The sequence below is a fragment of the Cupriavidus sp. DB3 genome, from assembly GCF_020418465.1.
Lineage (GTDB): Bacteria > Pseudomonadota > Gammaproteobacteria > Burkholderiales > Burkholderiaceae > Cupriavidus > Cupriavidus cauae.
In genome coordinates this window covers 177,361-196,055 of sequence record NZ_JAIZPL010000004.1, presented here as the reverse complement: position 1 = coordinate 196,055, position 18,695 = coordinate 177,361, and the positions used below count along the sequence as shown (strand labels likewise).

Annotated in this window: 12 protein-coding genes; 6 read left to right on the top strand and 6 right to left on the bottom strand. The window is 69.7% G+C overall.

Annotated features, from left to right (window positions below; genetic code table 11):
* The first annotated feature begins 34 nt into the window (after window positions 1-34).
* The 3 genes from K7G19_RS14375 (at window position 35) to dinB (ending at window position 3,621) form a co-directional block, all read left to right on the top strand.
* Window positions 35-1,180 carry a TRAP transporter substrate-binding protein gene (locus tag K7G19_RS14375; protein WP_226107825.1) on the top strand — a complete coding sequence of 382 codons (1,146 nt, stop codon included), beginning with the start codon at window positions 35-37 and terminating at the stop codon, window positions 1,178-1,180.
* Between the two features lie 95 nt (window positions 1,181-1,275).
* A complete protein-coding gene (rarD, locus tag K7G19_RS14370) occupies window positions 1,276-2,166 on the top strand; it encodes an EamA family transporter RarD (RefSeq protein WP_226107824.1) in 891 nt (296 codons plus the stop codon).
* A 201-nt stretch (window positions 2,167-2,367) separates the two neighbouring features.
* Window positions 2,368-3,621: a DNA polymerase IV gene (gene dinB, locus K7G19_RS14365; protein ID WP_226107823.1), complete on the top strand. Its 1,254-nt coding sequence runs from the start codon at window positions 2,368-2,370 to the stop codon at window positions 3,619-3,621.
* A gap of 36 nt (window positions 3,622-3,657) precedes the next feature.
* On the opposite strand, the gene K7G19_RS14360 is transcribed toward dinB, so the two are convergent.
* Both K7G19_RS14360 and K7G19_RS14355 read right to left on the bottom strand, forming a co-directional pair.
* Window positions 3,658-4,695 carry a DUF2272 domain-containing protein gene (locus tag K7G19_RS14360; protein WP_370639544.1) on the bottom strand — a complete coding sequence of 346 codons (1,038 nt, stop codon included), beginning with the start codon at window positions 4,693-4,695 and terminating at the stop codon, window positions 3,658-3,660.
* Window positions 4,696-4,996: 301 nt separating this feature from the next.
* On the bottom strand, window positions 4,997-5,275 hold the full coding sequence (locus K7G19_RS14355; protein WP_006579334.1) for an HU family DNA-binding protein: 279 nt from the start codon (window positions 5,273-5,275) through the stop codon (window positions 4,997-4,999).
* Between the two features lie 1,146 nt (window positions 5,276-6,421).
* On the opposite strand from K7G19_RS14355, the gene K7G19_RS14350 reads away from it, so the two are divergent.
* Window positions 6,422-7,018 (top strand): SET domain-containing protein, encoded by a 597-nt coding sequence (locus K7G19_RS14350; protein ID WP_226107821.1) that lies wholly within the window; start codon window positions 6,422-6,424, stop codon window positions 7,016-7,018.
* A gap of 28 nt (window positions 7,019-7,046) precedes the next feature.
* Here K7G19_RS14350 and K7G19_RS14345 read toward each other — a convergent pair whose 3' ends face one another.
* The 4 genes from K7G19_RS14345 to phhA all read right to left on the bottom strand — a co-directional run bounded on the left by K7G19_RS14345 (window position 7,047) and on the right by phhA (window position 11,364).
* Window positions 7,047-8,711 (bottom strand): sensor histidine kinase, encoded by a 1,665-nt coding sequence (locus K7G19_RS14345; protein WP_226108156.1) that lies wholly within the window; start codon window positions 8,709-8,711, stop codon window positions 7,047-7,049.
* 169 nt (window positions 8,712-8,880) lie between these two features.
* Window positions 8,881-9,585 carry a response regulator transcription factor gene (locus K7G19_RS14340; RefSeq protein WP_023263551.1) on the bottom strand — a complete coding sequence of 235 codons (705 nt, stop codon included), beginning with the start codon at window positions 9,583-9,585 and terminating at the stop codon, window positions 8,881-8,883.
* A 315-nt stretch (window positions 9,586-9,900) separates the two neighbouring features.
* Complete coding sequence (locus tag K7G19_RS14335) at window positions 9,901-10,218, bottom strand: 4a-hydroxytetrahydrobiopterin dehydratase (protein WP_149317453.1); 318 nt, start codon at window positions 10,216-10,218, stop codon at window positions 9,901-9,903.
* Between the two features lie 198 nt (window positions 10,219-10,416).
* Window positions 10,417-11,364 carry a phenylalanine 4-monooxygenase gene (gene phhA / locus K7G19_RS14330; RefSeq protein WP_149317454.1) on the bottom strand — a complete coding sequence of 316 codons (948 nt, stop codon included), beginning with the start codon at window positions 11,362-11,364 and terminating at the stop codon, window positions 10,417-10,419.
* Window positions 11,365-11,606: 242 nt separating this feature from the next.
* On the opposite strand from phhA, the gene K7G19_RS14325 reads away from it, so the two are divergent.
* Complete coding sequence (locus K7G19_RS14325; protein WP_149317455.1) at window positions 11,607-12,080, top strand: Lrp/AsnC family transcriptional regulator; 474 nt, start codon at window positions 11,607-11,609, stop codon at window positions 12,078-12,080.
* Between the two features lie 312 nt (window positions 12,081-12,392).
* Window positions 12,393-18,668 carry an alpha-2-macroglobulin gene (locus tag K7G19_RS14320; protein ID WP_370639556.1) on the top strand — a complete coding sequence of 2,092 codons (6,276 nt, stop codon included), beginning with the start codon at window positions 12,393-12,395 and terminating at the stop codon, window positions 18,666-18,668.
* The last annotated feature ends 27 nt before the right edge of the window (window positions 18,669-18,695 follow it).

The window sequence follows — 18,695 nt, the reverse complement described above, 5'->3', positions numbered from 1 at the left end:
CCGGATCAAAATTCGAAAACGAGGAGAGTAGTCGATGGAACGTCGTTCCTTTCTGTTGAAAGCGTCGGCCGTGGCCGCCACCGGTGCCCTGGCCGCCTGCGGCAAGCAAGAGCAGGCCGCCGCCCCGGCCCCGGCCAGCGCGCCCGGAACGCCCGCCGCGCCTGCCGTGGTCGGCAGCAATCCGGCCGTCGAATGGCGCCTGGCGTCGAGCTTTCCGAAATCGCTCGACACCATCTACGGCGGCGCCGAGACGCTGTCCAACCGGGTCAAGGAACTGACCGACGGCAAGTTCAACATCAAGGTGTTCGCCGCCGGCGAAATCGTGCCGGGCCTGCAGGTGCTGGACGCCGTGCAGAACAACACCGTGCAGATCGGCCACACCGCCGGCTACTACTACTTCGGCAAGAACCCGACGCTGTGCTTCGACACCACCATCCCGTTCGGCCTGACCGCGCGCCAGCAGACCGCGTGGATGGTGCAGGGCAACGGCATGAAGCTGATGCGCGAGTTCTTCAAGGAATACAACGTCGTCAACTTCCTGGGCGGCAACACCAACGCGCAGATGGGCGGCTGGTTCCGCAAGGAGATCCGCACCGTCGCCGACCTGCAGGGCCTGAAGTACCGCGTCGCCGGTTTCGCCGGCGTGGTGCTGTCGCGCCTGGGCGTGGTGCCGCAGCAGATCGCCGGGGGCGACATCTATCCGGCGCTGGAGAAGGGCACCATCGATGCCGCCGAATGGGTCGGCCCGTATGACGACGAGAAGCTGGGCTTCTTCAAGGTCGCGCCGTTCTACTACTACCCGGGCTGGTGGGAAGGCAGCGCGCAGTTGTCGTTCTATGCCTCGGCCAGCGAATTCGAGAAGCTGCCGGCGCTGTACAAGCGCGCGCTGGAGACCGCGACCTTCGAAGCGCACACCACGATGATGGCCAAGTACGACACCGTCAACCCGCAAGCGCTGGCGCGCCTGCTGGAGAACGGCGTCAAGCTGCGCCCGTTCTCGCGCGAGATCATGGAGGCGTGCTTCAAGGCGACCCAGGACGCCTACGCCGAGGAAAACGGCAAGAACCCGTCGTTCAAGAAGATCTACGACGACTGGCGCGTGTTCCGCAACAACCAGGCCGCGTGGTTCAACGTCGCCGAGCAGGGCTTCGCGCAGTTCAGCTTCGCCCGCAAGCTGTAATCGGCGTTCCGCTGTCTTCCTTGCGGGCGGCTTCACGCCGCCTGCAAGGCTCGGTCCGCACCGGTAGAATCCCCTGCTTCTGAGAGGATTCTCCGATGCAGACCGGCATACTCTACGCCCTGCTGGCGTACATCATCTGGGGGCTGCTGCCCCTGTACATCAAGTCCCTCCACGGCATCGCGCCCCTCGAGATCCTGCTGCACCGGATGGTGTGGTCGCTCGTGCTGCTTGGCGCCATCCTGGCGATCCGCCGGCAATGGGGCTGGCTGCGCGCGGTCTGGTCGGATCGCCGCCTGCTGCTCGGCTTCGTCGCCAGCGCCACGCTGCTGTGCGGCAACTGGTTCCTCTATATCTGGGCGGTGTCCAACGACCGCGTGGTCGATGCGAGCCTGGGCTACTTCATCAATCCGCTGTTCAGCGTGCTGCTCGGCGTGGTGTTCCTGCGCGAGCGGCTGCGGCCGGCGCAATGGGTTTCGATCGCGCTGGCGGCCGCCGGCGTGGTGTGGCTGACCTTCGCCGCCGGGCAGCTGCCGTGGATCGCGCTGGCGCTGGCCGGCACCTTCGGCGGCTATGGCCTGCTGCGCAAGACCGCGGCACTGGGCGCGCTGGAGGGGCTGTCGCTGGAGACGCTGCTGCTGTTCCCGTTCGCCGCCGGCGCGCTGGCGTGGATGTTCGCCACCGGCCAGGCAGGCTTTGCCCATGCGAGCCTGGGCGTGCAGCTGCTCGTCGCGATGGCGGGACCGGTCACCGCGGTGCCGCTGCTGTTCTTCGCCGCGGCGGCGCGGCGCATCCCGCTGTCGCTGCTGGGCCTGCTGCAGTACACCGGCCCGACGCTGCAGCTGCTGCTGGGCGTCTGGCTGTATCACGAGCCGTTCCCGGCCGACAAGCAGCTGGGCTACGCGATGATCTGGGTATCGCTGGCGCTCTATGCGCTGGAGGGTTTCTGGATGTCGCGGCGTCGTCCGCCCGCGGTGGCGGTGGACTGATTCATCGACAGCATCGATGAAACGATTCGTGGGAAATGCCTGATCATTCATCGGCACCATGATTCTGCCTGACGAGCGGTTGGCCGCGGACAATCACCATGCCGGTAATTCGAACGATTCGGTGCGTTTCCATCGATGTGACGGATGTTGCTGGTGCCGGCTCGGCAGCATTTGATTATTGCCACGAATAATCGAACGCCCATGACCAGCACGCCGGCCCCACCGCTGCGCAAGATCATCCATTGCGACTGCGACGCCTTCTATGCCTCGGTCGAGATGCGCGACGACCCCTCGCTGCGCGGCCGGCCGATGGCGGTCGGCGGCTCGCCGGACCGGCGCGGCGTGATCGCGACCTGCAACTACGAGGCGCGCGCCTATGGCGTGCGCTCGGCGATGTCGTCGGCGCAGGCGGTCAAGCGCTGTCCCGAGCTGCTGATCCTGCGGCCGGCGATGGACAAGTACAAGGAAGCGTCGCGCCGGATCTTCGGCATCTACCGCGAATACACCGAACTGGTCGAGCCGCTGTCGCTGGATGAGGCCTATCTGGACGTCAGCGCGTGCCGCCAGCACCAGGGCAGCGCCACGCGCATTGCCGAGGAGATCCGCCGGCGCGTGCGCGAGGAGGTCGGCGTCACGGTCTCGGCCGGCGTCGGCCCGAGCAAGTTCATCGCCAAGATCGCCAGCGACTGGAACAAGCCCGATGGCCTGTTCGTGGTGCGGCCCGAAGCGGTCGACGCCTTCGTCGCCGCCTTGCCGGTCGAGCGCATCCATGGCGTCGGGCGGGTTACTGCGGCCAAGCTCAACCGCCTCGGCGTCAAGACGTGCGCGGATCTGCGGGCCTGGACGCCGGACCTGTTTCATCGGCACTTCGGCAGTTTCGGCGGCCGGCTCTACAACCTGTGCCGCGGCATCGACGAGCGGCGCGTGTCGCCCGAGCGCGAGCGCAAGTCGATCAGCGTCGAGGAGACCTATGCCGACGACCTGCCCGACCTGCCGGCGTGCCTGGCCGAGCTCGACCCGCTGATCGCGCAGCTGGAGGCCCGCATCGCGCGGGCCGGCGCGCAGCACGTGATCCACAAGCTCACGGTCAAGCTGCGTTTCTCGGATTTTCGCCAGACCACGGTCGAATGCCGCGGGCAGATGCCGGACCGCGCCGTCTACGCACGGTTGCTGGCCGAGGGCCATGCGCGGCGGCGGCTGCCGGTACGGCTGCTGGGCGTCGGCGTGGCGACCAGCGATCCCGACACCGCGCAGCTGGACCTGTTCCGCGATCTGGCCGATGTCGATGTCGATGTCGATGTCGATGTCGATGGGGATGTCGATGCGGATGCCGATGCGGATGCCGATGCGGAGATCGACGACAACGACTACGACGGTGAGGGCGAGAACGGGGGTGAGGGCGGCGGCCGCGATGGAGACGGAGACAGAGGCGGCAACTGGCACGAACGCCGCTGACGCCTGGCACCCGAGGCCCGCCGCCTCCGTCCCCGCTTAGGGCAACTGGTTGCGCATCAGCACCAGCCAGGGCGCGTGCGAATTCGTGAAGCCATCCACCATTCCCGAATCGCCCAGCTCGATCAGTTCCATCGACACCGACTGCTGCAGATTGCCGCCGATGGTCTTGACCACGCGGGCGGTGGCATCGATCTCGACCACGATATCGCAGTGCATCGGCGTGGTGCCGAAGCCGATTTCGTCGACGCCGCTCAGGTATTTGTCGCGGCCGCGGCCGGCGCACAGGATGTCCCCGGGGCGCGGCATGGCCGGCAGCGGCTCGAGGCGGAAGGCCGGCGCAGGCAGGATGCCGTCGCGCGCGTCCACCACATACATCGAATGCGATTGCCCGGTCAGGAACTGGCGCTCGTTCAGCCCGGCCTGGCGCAGCACCCACGAAATGAACACCGCGGACCAGGCCCATCGTCCCTCGGTGATCTGCTGGCAATCGACCTCCTTGCCGACGATCGCCCAATAACGCTGCGCCAGCGCGCAGCCCTGCGGGGTCGCTTCCATGCCGGTGCCGTCCGGAAAGCCGGCGCAGCCGGGCGCGGCGGTGGTGCCGAAGCTCTCGTCGGTATCGGCCGACGAGGCGTTCAGCGAGCCGTTCTGCAGGAGCTCCTCGATGCCGTCAGGCAGCGCCGGCGGCGGCGGTGGCAGCGGACTGCTGACCACGCAGGCGGTGTCGTCGCGCCCGATGCGGATGGTCTGGCCACCCCAGCGCTGCCATTCCTGCAGCGCGATCTGCACGATGCGCTGGCGCGGCGTGGCGCCCGGCATCGGTGCCGGCGCCTGTACCTGGGCCTGCGGCAACGGCATCGCCTGCGGCCGCGCGGTCGGCGGCGGCGAGGGCGGCTGGGAAGGGGGCGTCGCGCACGCGGTCAGCAGGCAGGCGGCAACCGTGCCGGCAAGCACGGAAAAACGGGTACGCAGCACGGTCAACGCACGTCCCGGTAAACCCGCGGAGCGCTGTGGAAAATCATGTGAGAAACGATGTGAATAACGCTGTGGAAATCCGGGTGGCAAGGCGCGCATCGGCATGACCTGAAAACGGCGGGCTACGACGAGTAATTGGCGCGCAATGGCGCTGCAAGGCCCGTGGAATGCGGGAAAAACACGGGAGAGAACGCGGAACCGGCACGCCGCGGCAGGCTTCGCGGCACCGCATCGGGCGCCGCACGGCCCAGCGGCCGATGCCGGTGGAAAAACGGGGAAAAGCCTTGCGGCTACGTTGTGGATAACATTTCCCGCCCAGTGCCCCACGCTCGCCTTGCGGCGACGGGCGGCGGCACGGCGGGACCATGCAGAACCGGGCTGGTCGGTACCGCCCGACAGCTTACTGATTGACGGCGTCCTTGAACTTCTGGCCGGCCTTGAACTTGACCGTCTTCGCGGCTTCGACCTTGATCTCTTCGCCGGTACGCGGGTTGCGGGCCATGCGTTCGCCACGCTCGCCCTGGCTGAACGTACCAAAGCCGATCAGGCTCAGGGTGTCGCCCTTGGCAACGGCGTCCATGATGGCGTTCAGGGTCACGTTCAGTGCCTGCTCGGCCTTGGCCTTGGTCAGACCATCCACACCCGCGGCGATCGCGTCGATCAGTTCGGTTTTCGTCATGCTTCACTCCGTATCGAGTTGAAAAAACACATTGCCTTCCCGCCCGCCCGGTGTGCCGGACGTGGCCCCGGAAAAGGCGCTGCGGGCCACATCATACCGTGTCACGCCGACCGGTCCCCGCGCGACATTGTTACAGCAACCCTTGGCTGGACAAGGCCTGCCGGGGTGGGAGGGGGGATCGCGACGGTTTACGGGCGGCACAAGCCGCCCTATGCGCTGCCGTATACGCTGTCGTCCATGGGGCCGTATACGCCCCGTGGCGGCCTCGGCTTGCCCCGGACGTGCCATGTGCCGTCCAGGGCGTTAACCGGCCTCTGAAGGCCTCTGAGGGGCTCCGAAGCCTTCCGGTCGCGTCCCGGCCGCTGCCGGCTTGGGTATACGCCGGTTTGTCGACGTTCGGCTGCCAAGGTTCAGGCGTATACCGCTGCCCGAACGATGGGCTTGCCCAGGGTATACGCGTCGAGCGGGTAACCGCGTCCGACGTATACCCGTCGAGGGAGGTAAACGCAGCCCGCGGGGTTTACCTCGTTTTCCCCGTTTCGCTTCGCAGCCGACAGAGGGACGTAGTCCCTTTGGTTTAGATAGTTCTTTTGATGTATACGGATAGTAGTAGTAGGTAAACCCGCCCCCTTTCTGTGGACAAGTCGGTATACATCAGTCGAATCAACGGTTTACCGAATGCAGAACCATCGGGACGAAATCCCGGGGCAGGTGGATGACTCAGCCGTTCGGTGGAGGACCCCGCCGACAAGGCTAGGACTTATGCCCGAGGCATCCCCATGCCAGCCCCAGGCGGCCCACATCAAACCCGCGTGCTTATCCACAGAAGAAGGCCGGGTTGTCCACAGAGCGGACCCGCATCGCGACCCCTGCCGACCGGTATACGCCGGGCGGACGGCGTGTCCGATGGACCGCTTCTTGCACGTTCTTGCGTTAACCGATCGCCGGCCCTTGCGAAACGAGGCGTCAGGCCGGCGTGAGGCGGAAGTCAGACGTGGTCACGCGGAAAGCGAGGTATACGCCCAGCCACGCACCGTCACGCGGCGCGGGTATCATCCCGCATCGCCCGGATGGCAGGCGCCGGCATCGGGCACACGACCAGCAGACAGACCAGACGACGGTAAACAGACGGTAAACAGGACGGATATGGCCGAACAGTCGAAGCGCAAGCAGGACAGCAAGGGAGAAAAGAGCGACAAGGCGGGCAAGGCCGCGAAGGCGCAAGAGCTGGAAAAGGTCGAAAAGGCGGGGAAAGCGGCAAAAGCGGCAAAAGAGAAGAAGCCCAGGACCGCCAAGGACCGCATCGAGGTCCGCCAGTCCGGCGTGCACGGCAAGGGCGTCTATGCGATCGCGCCGATCGCCGCGGGCGAACGGATCATCGAATACAAGGGCGAACGCATCTCGTGGGAGACCGCGCTGGATCGCCATCCGCACGATCCGACCGACCCCAACCACACCTTCTATTTCAGCCTCGAGGGCGGCGACGTGCTCGACGCCAAGTTCGGCGGCAACCGTTCGCGCTGGATCAACCATGCCTGCGAACCGAACTGCGAGGCGCGCGAGAAGAAGGGCCGGGTGTTCATCCACGCGCTGCGCGATATCGAGGCCGGCGAGGAACTGTTCTACGACTACGGGCTGGTGATCGACGCCCGCTATACGAAGAAGCTGAAGAAGGAGTTCGAGTGCCGCTGCGGCAGCCCGAACTGCCGCGGCACCATGCTGGCGCCCAACGGCAAGCGCTGAAGCCCTGCCGCCGGGGCGCGGTCCAGGGCTAGCCCGCGCCCGGCGCCTCGCACGGAATCCGGATCACGAAGCGCATGGTCGCGCGCGCCTGGCCATCGGCGCGCTGCGAGTCGCCTTGTGATTCGCCTTGTGATTCTCGCTGCGATTCGCGCCGTGATTCCACCTCGGGCACGTCCTCGATGCTGATGCTGCCGTGATGCAGGCTGATGATCTCGTGGACGATCGCCAGTCCCAGCCCGGCGCCGCCCGGGGTGGCTTCGGGACTGCGCCCGGGCACATGGTCGCCACGGAAGAAGCGCTTGAACACCTCCTCGCGCCGCGCCGGCGCAATGCCGGGCCCGTTGTCCTCGATCATCACCACCGCCATGCCGCGATGGCCGATCGCCTCGCCGCCGGCGCGCACGGTGATGCGGCCGCCGGCGGGCACATACTTGACCGCGTTGTCGATCAGATTGTTCAGCGCCTCGCGCAGCAGCAGCCGGTTGCCGCGCACCATCGATGGCGCGGCGCCGGTGAAGGTCGGCCCCGGCAGCGTCTCGAAACCCAGGTCGATATGGCGCGCCAGCGCCTGCGGCACCCATTCGGCGCCGGTCTCGAAGGCCAGCGTCGCGAGGTCGAAATGCTCGATCGGACCGAGGCGCTCCAGCGACAGGCCGGGCTCGGCGCGCGCCAGCGACAGCAGCTGGTTCGACAGCCGCACCGCGCGGTCCGCCGCCGATTGCAGCTCGCGCAGCGCGTGGCGCGTGACCTCGGGGTTCTCCGCCTCCACCGCGCGGTCGGCATGCAGCTTGACCGCGGTCAGCGGCGTGCGCAGCTGGTGTGCGGCATCGGCGATGAACTTGCGCTGGGCGTCGAGGGCGTCGCGCAGCCGCGCCAGCAGCGCGTTGAGCGCGCGGATCAGCGGCTCGACCTCGGCCGGCACCTGGGTCTCGTCGAGCGAGGCCAGCGAGCGTGCGGTCTGCCGGTTCAGCTTGTCAGTCAGGATCTGCAGCGGCACCAGCTCTTCCTTCAGCACGTGCGACAGGATCAGGCTGCCGACCAGCAGCAGCAGGATCAGCGGCACCGATACCGACAGCAGGATTTCGTTGGCGGCCGTCTCGCGCCGGTCCAGCAGCTCGGCCACCTCGACGACGATGGGGCCGCGTGACGGCGAACCGGCGGCCTGCGGCGCGCTGGCCGAGCCCGCGGCGTCGTTCGGCACGCTGTCGGTTACGTTGTCCGCCACGCCGCTCGCCATGTCGGCGGTGGTATCGATGTCGCCATCGGCGGGGGTCGTCTGCACCGGATCCAGATGCACCGGCAGCCGCACCGCCCGTACCTGCCGTCCGCTGAACCAGGCGTAGAACAGCCGCGCATCGTGCAGCGTGGTCTGGCCGGTGCCGTAGCCCAGCCAGGTATCCATGCCGCCGATCAGCCCGTCCGGCCCGTGGATGCGCCAGTAGATGCGGTCGCTGCCCTCGGCCTCGACCAGGGTCTGCGCGATCGCGGGGATGTCGTGTTCGAGCCGGGGACCGGCGATGCGGATCTGCTGGGCGATATTGTTGGCGACGCCGTACAGCGCGCGGTCGAACACCTGCGTGGTGTAGTGCGCCGCGAGCCAGTAGGACAGCGAGCCGCTGGCGAGCACCAGCGCGAACAGCGGCGTGGCCAGCGCCCGCAGCAGATGGACGCGCAGGCTCTGGGTCGAGGCCAGGCGTACCTGCTGGGCGCCGCCGCCGTTTGAACGGGAACCGCCAGCCCCGCCAGAACCGCCGGCCCCCCCGTTGCCGTTGGTCCCCCCGGTACCGCCCTGGCCCCCGGATGGACCTTCGCCGCGCGCGCTCCGCAGAGGCGCCTGGAGCCGCCGCACGCCGCGCCTCGCGCTAGGCCTGGCCGCGGCTTTGCAGCAGGTAGCCGAAGCCGCGCACCGTCACGATCTCGACGTCGCTGTCCTCGAGCTTCTTGCGCACGCGATGGACGTAGACCTCGATCGCGGTATCGCCGACGGTGTCGCCGCCATCGCCGGCCGGATGGGCGAAGGTCGCCAGGTGGTCCTGCAGCTGGGCCTTGCTGACCACGCGCCCTTGCCGCTGCAGCAGCAGCTCGAGCACCGCGAACTCGCGCGGCGACAGTTCCAGCGGCTTGCCGTCGAGGAACATGCGCCGGTCGCTGCCCGACAGCCGCAGCCGGCCCAGCCGCACGTCGCGGTCGGGCGCCGCCTCGCCATGCTGGCTGCGGCGCAGCAGCACGCGCACGCGCGCCTCCAGTTCGGGAAAGGCAAAGGGCTTGACCAGGTAGTCGTCGGCGCCGGCGTTCAGGCCGGACAGCTTGTCCTCGAGTTCGTCGCGCGCGGTCAGGATCAGCACCGGGGTGGTGCGGTTGCGGGCGCGGTAGCGCGACAGCAGGGTCATGCCGTCGATGCCGGGCAGGCCCAGGTCGAGGATCACCAGGTCGTGCTGCTCCTTGAGCAGATGCTCGGTGGCATAGACCCCGTCATGGACGACGCGCACCTGGTGGCCCGCCTGGAACAGGCCGGCTTCGACGCCGCTGGCGATCTGGCGGTCGTCTTCGATCAACAGGATGCGCATGGGCGAAAGGTTCGGCTGGGTTCGGCAGGGATGCTTGGGGGAGCGCCGCAGGTAGCGCGGCTGGCGTCGCGCTTCGGGTGCCGGGCGCCCCGCCTGGCCGCCGATTGTACCGCGCAAGGCGTGGGCCTTCCTTTCGATTGGCTTGCGGCGGGGGACCGCGGTTGGTCACGCTGGGCCCCGCGGTGTGCCCCCCGGGTCGGCCCTGCGATCGGGCTACGCGATCGGGTTACGCGGCGGGTCCTCGCGGTCCGCCCCGATGCCTTGGCAACGCGCCGTTGGCAACGCGCCGTTGGCAGCGCGCCCGCCGCTCAGCGCTCAGCGCTTGGCCAGCGTCGCCGCGGCCTGCTCGATGAAGCGCGCCAGGTCGATATCGCGCTGGGTCAGGCCGTTGGCGTCATGGGTCGACAGCGTGATGTCGACGCGGTTGTAGACGTTGAACCATTCGGGATGGTGGTCGGCCTTCTCGGCCTGCATCGCCACGCGCGTCATGAAGGCGAAGGCGGCGTTGAAGTCGGCGAAGGTAAAGCGCTTGTGGATAGCGTCGCGATCGGCGACCGCGGTCCAGCCGGGCAGCGACGCCAGCAGCGGCGCGCGTTCCTGTTCGGACAAGGGGGAAAGGGTGGCAGACGTCATGATGGCAAGGCCCGGAAAGTCGAAATCGGAAAATGGCAGAGCCGGCCCGCCCGGCCGTTGCGGTCGGGCATGCCGGCATTCTTTCATAAAGCCCGGCAATGGGGCGGAATGGCGTGGAACAGGCGCGCAACGGACGTGCAATCGGCGCGAACCAGCGCGCAACCGGCGTCCCGCAAAGGGCCGCCGAACGCAGCGGCCTCAGATATCGTCGCTGTCGCTCCAACCCTCGCGGTTGCCGACCTGCAGCACCTGGTCGCCCTCGGCGACGTCGCCCGCGCCCAGCGTCGGCTGCTGGCGCAGCTCGGCGTACAGCGGCGTGAAGTCCGGGCGGGTCGCTTCGAACAGCTGTTCGAAGCTGTCGATGACGAAATAGGTCTTCTGGAAGGTGTCGATCCGGTAGCGGGTGCGCATGATGCGGCGGACGTCGAAGCCGATCCGGTTCGGGCTCGCCGAGTCCAGGCTGTAGATCGACTCGCCCTGGCTCGACACGATGCCGGCGCCGTAGATGCGCAGGCCCTCGGGCGTGCGGATCAGGCCGAATTCGACGGTGTACCAGTACAGCCGCGCCAGCATGTCGAGCGCGCCCATGCCGGCCGCCTTCAGGCCGCCCTGGCCGTAGGCCTGCATGTAATCGGCGAAGACCGGGTTGATCAGCAGCGGCACGTGGCCGAACACGTCGTGGAAGCAGTCCGGCTCCTGCAGGTAGTCCAGCTGCTCCGGCTTGCGCATCCACCAGCTGGCCGGAAAGCGCCGGTTGGCCAGATGCTCGAAGAAGACCTCGTCCGGCACCAGGCCCGGCACCGCGACCACCTGCCAGCCGGTGGCGGCCATCAGCTTGTCGTTCAGGCGGGCGAAGTCGGGCACGCGGTCGGCGTCCATGCCCAGCGTGTCCAGGCCGCGCAGGAATTCGTCGCAGACCCGGCCGCGCAGCATCGAGGCCTGGCGCGCGTACAGCTGGCGCCAGACGGCGTGGTCGGCGTCGGTGTAGCGGTGCAGCGGCTGCGCGATGGTGAAGTCCGGGTTCAGGTCCGGGTCGGACAGCAGGCCGGCTTCGAACTGCTCCTTCAGCTTGTCGGTCAGCGTGCCGGCAAAGGCGGGCGCCGACGCGGCTTTCTGGTCCTGGGTCTGGTCGAGGATCGCTTCCATCTGGCTTGTCTCCGGCGATTCGGTGGGGCCATGCCCTTGGTCTTGTCCGCGCTCCTGTCCGTTCTGCGGATCGGCGCGGCCGGGCTGGCGTTTGCAGGTTTGCCGCATGGGGTCGGTTGCGCATGCGGGATTTCTGCAAAGTCTACCGAGCTGGCGCTGCAAAGAGCCCGCAAAAACGACTTGGATTGCCGTTCCGATGCGGGTAATCTGCATAAAACGCAAAACCGATGCAGGATCCTTGTATGCTGAGCCTCGACAACTTCGATCTGGCCCTGCTGGCCGCGCTGCAGGCCGATGGCCGCAGCACGCACCAGCAGCTGGCCGAGCAGGTCCATCTGTCGCCTAGCCAGGTGGGCCGGCGCATCGCCCGGCTGGAGGCCGAGGGCGTGATCGCCGGCTACCGGGTCGTGCTGTCGCCGCCCGCGCTGGGCCTGGGCGTACTGGTCTTTACCAGCGTCAAGCTGGCCCACCATGGCGACACGGCGATCGAACGCTTCCGTGAGGAGATCCTGCTGCTCGAGGAGGTGCAGGAGTGCTACTCCGTCGCCGGCGAGGCGGACTACCTGCTGCGCATCGTCGTCACCGACCTGCCGGCGCTGGCCGATTTCACCATGCGCAAGCTGATGCGCGTGCCTGGCGTCGAGAGCGTGCGTTCCAATATCGTGCTGACCGCGCTGAAGCGGGAAGGGGCGTTGCCGCTGTCGCATCTGCGGTGACACAGAGGCGCCGCCACTGAGGCGCTGACTCTGCTGCGCTGACACTTGGGGCCGGCCCGCGGCGCGGACTCCACGGCGCCGACCATCCGGCCTTGACTCCGTGGCGCCACCCTGCGGCGCTGACCCGTCGGTTGGCTTGCGCGCCGGCGCCTCGCATGTCACTCTCGCCAGGTGCCCGCTGATGCACCAGAGCGGGGCGACCATCCGGAGAGGGATCAGATGCGAGACCGGGCCACGGGCGTTGGCGGGGAAGGCGAAATGAAGGAAGTGGCGGACGTCGCGGCGGAAGCAGCGTCGGTCGTCCCGGCAGACATGGCGGCGGACGTCCCGGGCGATGTTGCCAGGCGCAGTGCTCGCAGGCCCGACCGCCGGCGCCTCCTCGGCCATGCCCTCGCGGCATGCGTACTGGGGTTCGGCACCCACGCCGCGCTGGCGACCCAACTGACGCGTATTTCCCCGGAAGGCCAGGTCTCCAAGGTCCGCCAGGTCACGCTGCGCTTCGACCAGTCGATGGTGCCGCTGGGCGACCTGCGCGCGACCGCGCCGGCCGCCGTGCAATGTGCCGGCGCCGCGCCGGCGGACCTGGCCGGCGAAGGCCGCTGGGTCGACGACCGCAACTGGGTGTTCGATTTCGTCCGCGACCTGCCGCCCGGGGTGTCGTGCACGGTCCGGCTGCGCGCCGGGCTGAAGAGCCAGGCCGGCCAGGACTATCGCGGCAAGTCCGAATACCGCTTCGAGACCGGCGGTCCGATCGTGGTGTCCAGCCGCCCCTCCGGGGGCGAGATCGAGGAGGACCAGGTCTTCGCGCTGCGCTTCAACGGTCCGGCCACGCCCGACTCGGTGCGCCAGCATGCGTGGTGCCAGGCGCAGGGCGTCGGCGAGATGATTCCGGTGCGGCTGGTCACCGGCGCGGACCGCGAGGCGGTGCTCAAGGCGCTGGGATGGAAGCCGCGCGGCACCGACAGCGTGCATCTGCTGGTCTGCCAGCAGCGGCTGCCGGCCGGCGCCAGGATGGAACTGCTGCTGACGCCGGGCATCGCGACGCCGTCGGGCCTGGCCAGCAAGGAAGGGCGCCGCTTCGAATACCGCGTGCGCGAGTCGTTTACCGCCAGCTTCAGCTGCGAGCGCGAGAACGCGCAGGCGCCCTGCACGCCGCTGCGGCCGATCACGCTCGAGTTCTCCGCGCCGATCGCGCGCCGCGCGGCCGAATCGGTGGTGCTGCGCACGCCGTCGGGACCGGTGGCACCGAAGCTGGAGGCCAACCTGGCCGCCGATGCCACGATCACCTCGCTGCGCTTCGAGCCGCCGTTCGCCGAGAACGCCAATTTGACACTTGAGTTGCCGTCCGGCCTGAAGGACGAAAGCGGCCGGCCGCTGAACAACGCCGACCTGTTTCCGCTGCGGGTGGCCACCGCGCCGATGCCGCCGCTGGCCAAGTTCGCCGCGGCGCCGTTCGGCGTGATCGAGCGCTTCGGCGAGTTGCCCAGGAGCAAGACCGACAAGCCGGCCGACTATCCGCCGCTGCTGCCGGTCACGCTGCGTCATGTCGAGCGTGAACTGAAAGTGCTCGGCGTGCGCGCCGAGGCGGGCATGGTCAGCCGGGTCCGGGTCGACGACGATGCCGCGGTGCTGCGCTGGCTGGCGCTGGTGCGGCGCATGCACGAGACCAGCTGGACCCGCGCCGAACTCGACGCGATCCTGGCCGGCAAGCCGCCGTCGGCGGCGCGCATTCCGCGCAACGCGCCGCAGGTGGAAACGCGTGCCGTGTCGCTGCTGGCCGGGGTGCCCGGCGCGCGCAAGCTGGCCGTGCCGGCCTCGGTGGGCGAGGGCGCCAGCCGGCCGTTCGAGGTGGTCGGCATTCCGCTGCCGGAGCCGGGCTTTCACGTGGTCGAGATCGCCTCGCCGAATCTTGGCGCGGCGCTGCTGGGCAAGCCGGCGCCGATGTATGTCCGCACCGCGGCGCTGGTCACCAACCTCGGCGTGCACTTCAAGGCCGGGCGCGACAACGCGATGGCGTGGGTTACCACGCTCGATGGCGGCAAGCCGGTGCGCGAGGCCAGCGTCGCGGTGCGCGACTGCAGCGGCAAGCTGATCGCCACCGCGCGCACCGACGATGCCGGCGTCGCGCGCTTCGGCCGGCTGGGCGATGGCGGCGACGGCGAGGGCGGCAGCGGGACCGGCCGCTATTGCGAGGACACCGGGCTGTCGGGCTACTTCGTCTCGGCGCGCATCGTCGCCGCGCATCCGCAGGCGCGCGGCCAGGCCGACATGGCCTTCGTGATGTCCGACTGGAACCGCGGCATCGAGAGCTGGCGCTTTCATGTGCCGACCGATACCAGCGCCACGCCCACGGTCCGCGCGCATACGGTGTTCGACCGCACGCTGCTGTCCTCGGGCGAGACCGTCTCGATGAAGCACTACCTGCGCGTCGAGACCTCGAGCGGCTTCGCGTTGCCGCCGGGCGGCGCCGGCGAGTCCGGACAGCTGCCGGACAAGCTGGTGATCCGCCACGAGGGCAGCGGCCAGACCTACGAGCAGCCGCTGCAATGGCGCACCACCGCCTCGGGCGGGCGCAGCGCGGAGAGCCGCTTCGCGCTGCCGCCTGCGGCCAAGCTGGGCCGCTACACGGTGGAGCTGGCCGACGCGCGCCAGCGCAGCTACGACAGCGGCGCCTTCCGCGTCGAGGCCTTCCGGCTGCCGGTGCTGACCGGCACGGTGCGCGCCGCGGCCGCCGGCGGTGCGCAGGCGCTGGTCGCGCCAAAGTCGCTGCCGCTCGATGTCGAGGTGCATTACGTGTCCGGCGGCGCGGCGGCGGGTTTGCCGGTGCGGGTGTCCGCGCTGCTGCGCGACCGTATGCCGCGCTTTGCCGATGCCCCCGGCTACAGCTTCGATGCGCCGCGTGCGGCGGACGAGCAGCGCGAGGAGTCGGACGAGATTGAAGATCAAGACCAGGACCGGGCGTCGGCGCAGGACGGCCAGACGCTGATCGCCGACAAGCGCGCGCTGACGCTGGACGCCAGCGGCGGCGGCCGTCTGACGCTCGACACGCTGCCGCCGGTGACCGCGCCGCGCGATCTGCTGGTCGAGGCCGCCTTCGCCGATCCCAACGGCGAGATCCAGACGCTGCGGCAGACGTTGCCGCTGTGGCCCGCGGCGGTGGTCGCCGGCATTCGCGCCGACGACTGGGTTGCGGTCAAGCGCCAGGCCACGGTGCACGGCATCGCGTTCGATATCGACGGCAAGCCGCGCGCCGGCGTGCCGATGGAGGTGCACGCGCGCGCGCGCATCACGACCTCGGCGCGCAAGCGCGTGGTCGGCGGCTTCTATCGCTACGACAACCGCACCGAGGTGCGCGACCTGGGCAAGGTCTGCGAGGCGAAGACCGATGCGCGCGGCCGCATGCAGTGCGCGGTGACGCTGGAGCAGACCGGCGAGGTGGAACTGATCGCCCGTGCCCGCGACGATGCGGGCCGCGTCTCCGAAGCGGGCACCAGCGTGTGGGTCACCGGCCAGGGCGAGCTGTGGTTCGGCGGCGAGAACCACGACCGCATCGACGTGCTGCCCGAGCGGCCGTCCTATGCGCCCGGCGATACCGCGCGCTTCCAGGTACGGATGCCGTTCCGCCAGGCCACCGCGCTGGTGGCCGTCGAACGCGAGGGCATCCTGGAGACCCACGTGGTGACACTGGCGGGCAAGGACCCGACCGTCAGCGTCAAGGTCAAGCCCGAATGGGGGCCGAACGTCTACGTGTCGGTGCTGGCGCTGCGCGGACGCCTGCACGAGGTGCCCTGGTATTCCTTCTTCACCTGGGGCTGGCGCGAGCCGCGCGAATGGTGGCGCGCCTTCCGCAGCGAGGGGCGGGAGTACGTCGCGCCGACCCCGCTGGTCGACCTGTCGAAGCCGGCGTTCCGGCTCGGGCTGGCCGAGATCTGCGTCGGCAACGAGGCGCACCGGCTCGACGTCAAGGTCGCCACCGACCGCGCCAGCTACCCGGTGCGGGGCCAGGCCAAGGTGACGGTGCAGGTCACGCTGCCGGACGGCAAGCCGGCCGCCAACGGCGAGGTCGCGCTGGCCGCGGTCGACGAGGCGCTGCTCGAACTGATGCCCAATACCAGCTGGAACCTGCTCGAGGCGATGCTGCAGCGGCGCAGCTACGGGGTGGAAACGGCGACCGCGCAGATGGAGATCGTCGGGCGGCGCCACTATGGCCGCAAGGCGGTGCCGGCCGGCGGTGGGGGCGGCAAGAATCCGACCCGCGAACTGTTCGACACGCTGCTGCTGTGGAACCCGCGCGTGCAGCTCGACGCGGCCGGCAAGGCCACGCTGACCGTGCCGCTGAACGATTCGCTGACGCGCTTTCGCATCGTCGCGATCGCTGATCTTGGCGTCTCGCGCTTCGGCACCGGCAGCACCACCGTGGCGGCGACGCAGGATCTGCAGCTGATCTCGGGTTTGCCGCCGCTGGTGCGCGAGGGCGATCGCTACCGCGCGATGTTTACGCTGCGCAATACCACGGCACGGGCGATGACGGTGCAGGTCAGCGCGCGCAGCGTGGCGGCCGGTGCGGGCGGCCGGGTTGGCGTCAATGGTGGCGCCATGGCAGGCGCTGCTGCCGGTGCTATCCCCGGTGCCGGCGCCGCCTCCGCTGCTGCCTCTGCTGCTGCCTCCGGCGCCGCGGCTTCCGATCCGGCGGCAGCGGCGCTGCCCACGCAGACGGTATCGATTCCGGCCGGCCAGGCGCGGGAGATCGGCTGGGACGTGGTCGCGCCGCTGATCGCGCAGGGCAGCGGCCAGGCGACCGCCACCGAGAGCGAGACGCAGTGGGAGATCGCGGCAACCGAGACGGGCAAGGCCGGCGGCGCGGGGGCCACAGGCGGCACAGGCGGCACAGGGGGCACGGGCGGCGACGGTCCCGCCTCCGACCGCATCCGCATCGTCCAGCGGCTGGCCGCGGCGGTGCCGCTGACCGTGCAGCAGGGCACGCTGGCACAGCTGGCGCCGGGCCTGTCGGTGCCGGTCCGCGCGCCCGCGGCCGCGCTGCGCGATCCGTCCGGGGCGCCGCGCGGCGGCCTGCAGATCGGCCTGCAATCGTCGCTGGCCGGCGGCCTGCCCGGCGTGCGCGACTGGTTCGCCCGCTATCCGTATACCTGCCTGGAGCAGCGTGCGTCGAAGGCCGTGGGCCTGGGCGACGCCGCCGGCTGGCAGGCGCTGATGGCGCAGCTGCCGGCCTATCAGGACGACGACGGGCTGGTCGCCTATTTCCCGATGCAGGGCGACGCGGTGCGCGACGGCGGCAGCGAGGTGCTGACCGCCTATCTGCTGGCGCTGGCCGACGAGGCGCATCGCGCCGGGCTGCCGCTGCAACTGCCGGCGCAGGCGCGCGAGCGGATGGAACAGGCGCTGGCCGCCTTCGTCGAGGGCCGGCTGCAGCGCCGCCCGTGGGCGCCGACCGCCGACCTGGAGATCCGCAAGCTGGCCGCGCTCGAGGCGCTGTCGCGCGGCGGCAAGGCGCAGACCCGCATGCTCGGCTCGATCCAGATCGCGCCGCAGCAGTGGCCGACCTCGGCGCTGCTCGACTGGACCGCGTTGCTGCAGCGCCTGCCCGATGTGCCGCAGCGCGAGGCGCGGCTGGCCGAGGCGCAGCGCCTGCTGCGCGCGCGCCTGGACCTGCAGGGCACGCGGCTGGCGTTCTCGACCGAGCGCGACGACCATTGGTGGTGGCTGATGGCGGGCGGCGACATCAACGCCGCGCGGCTGCTGACGCTGGCGCTGGAACTGCCCGACTGGCGCGAGGATGCGCCGCGGCTGGCCAGCGGCCTGCTGGGCCGCCAGAGCGCCGGCGCATGGAACACCACCAATGCCAATGCCTGGGGCGTACTGGCGGTGCGCCGGTTCGCGCAGGTCTTCGAGCGCGAACCGGTGGGCGGTGCCACGCGCGTGACGCTGGGCGAGGCCGCGCGCAGCTTCGACTGGCGCTCGGCCGCGACGGGCAAGGACGGCGTGGCGACGGGCGCGCTGATGCTGCCCTGGCCCGTGCAGCCGCCCCAGCCCGGTCCGTCCGCCGCCCCGGCCACGCTGCAGCTGCAGCACGAGGGCGCCGGCCGGCCGTGGGCGACGGTACGCGCGCTGGCGGCGGTCCCGCTGGCCGAGCCGATCGCCGCCGGCTACCGCATCCGCCGCAGCGTCAGCGCGGTCGAGCAGGCCACGCCGGGACGCTGGTCGCGCGGCGACATCTATCGCGTCAAGCTGGAGATCGACGCGCAGGCCGACATGACCTGGGTCGTGGTCAGCGATCCGGTGCCCGGGGGCGCCACCATCCTCGGCAGCGGGCTGGGCCGCGATTCGCAGATCGCCACGCGCGGCGAGCGCCGCACCGGCGCCTGGCCGGCCTTCAGCGAGCGCACGCCGCAAGCCTACCGCGAGTACTACGCCCATCTGCCGAAGGGCACGGCGACCATCGAGTACACCGTGCGGCTGAACAACGCCGGCGAGTTCGCGCTGCCGCCGACGCGCGTGGAGGCGATGTACGCGCCCGAGGTGTTCGGTGCCGCGCCCAATGCGCGCCTGACCGTGGGGCAGCGTCCGTGAGCGATGTCCTGGAACGGCGCGGCTGGA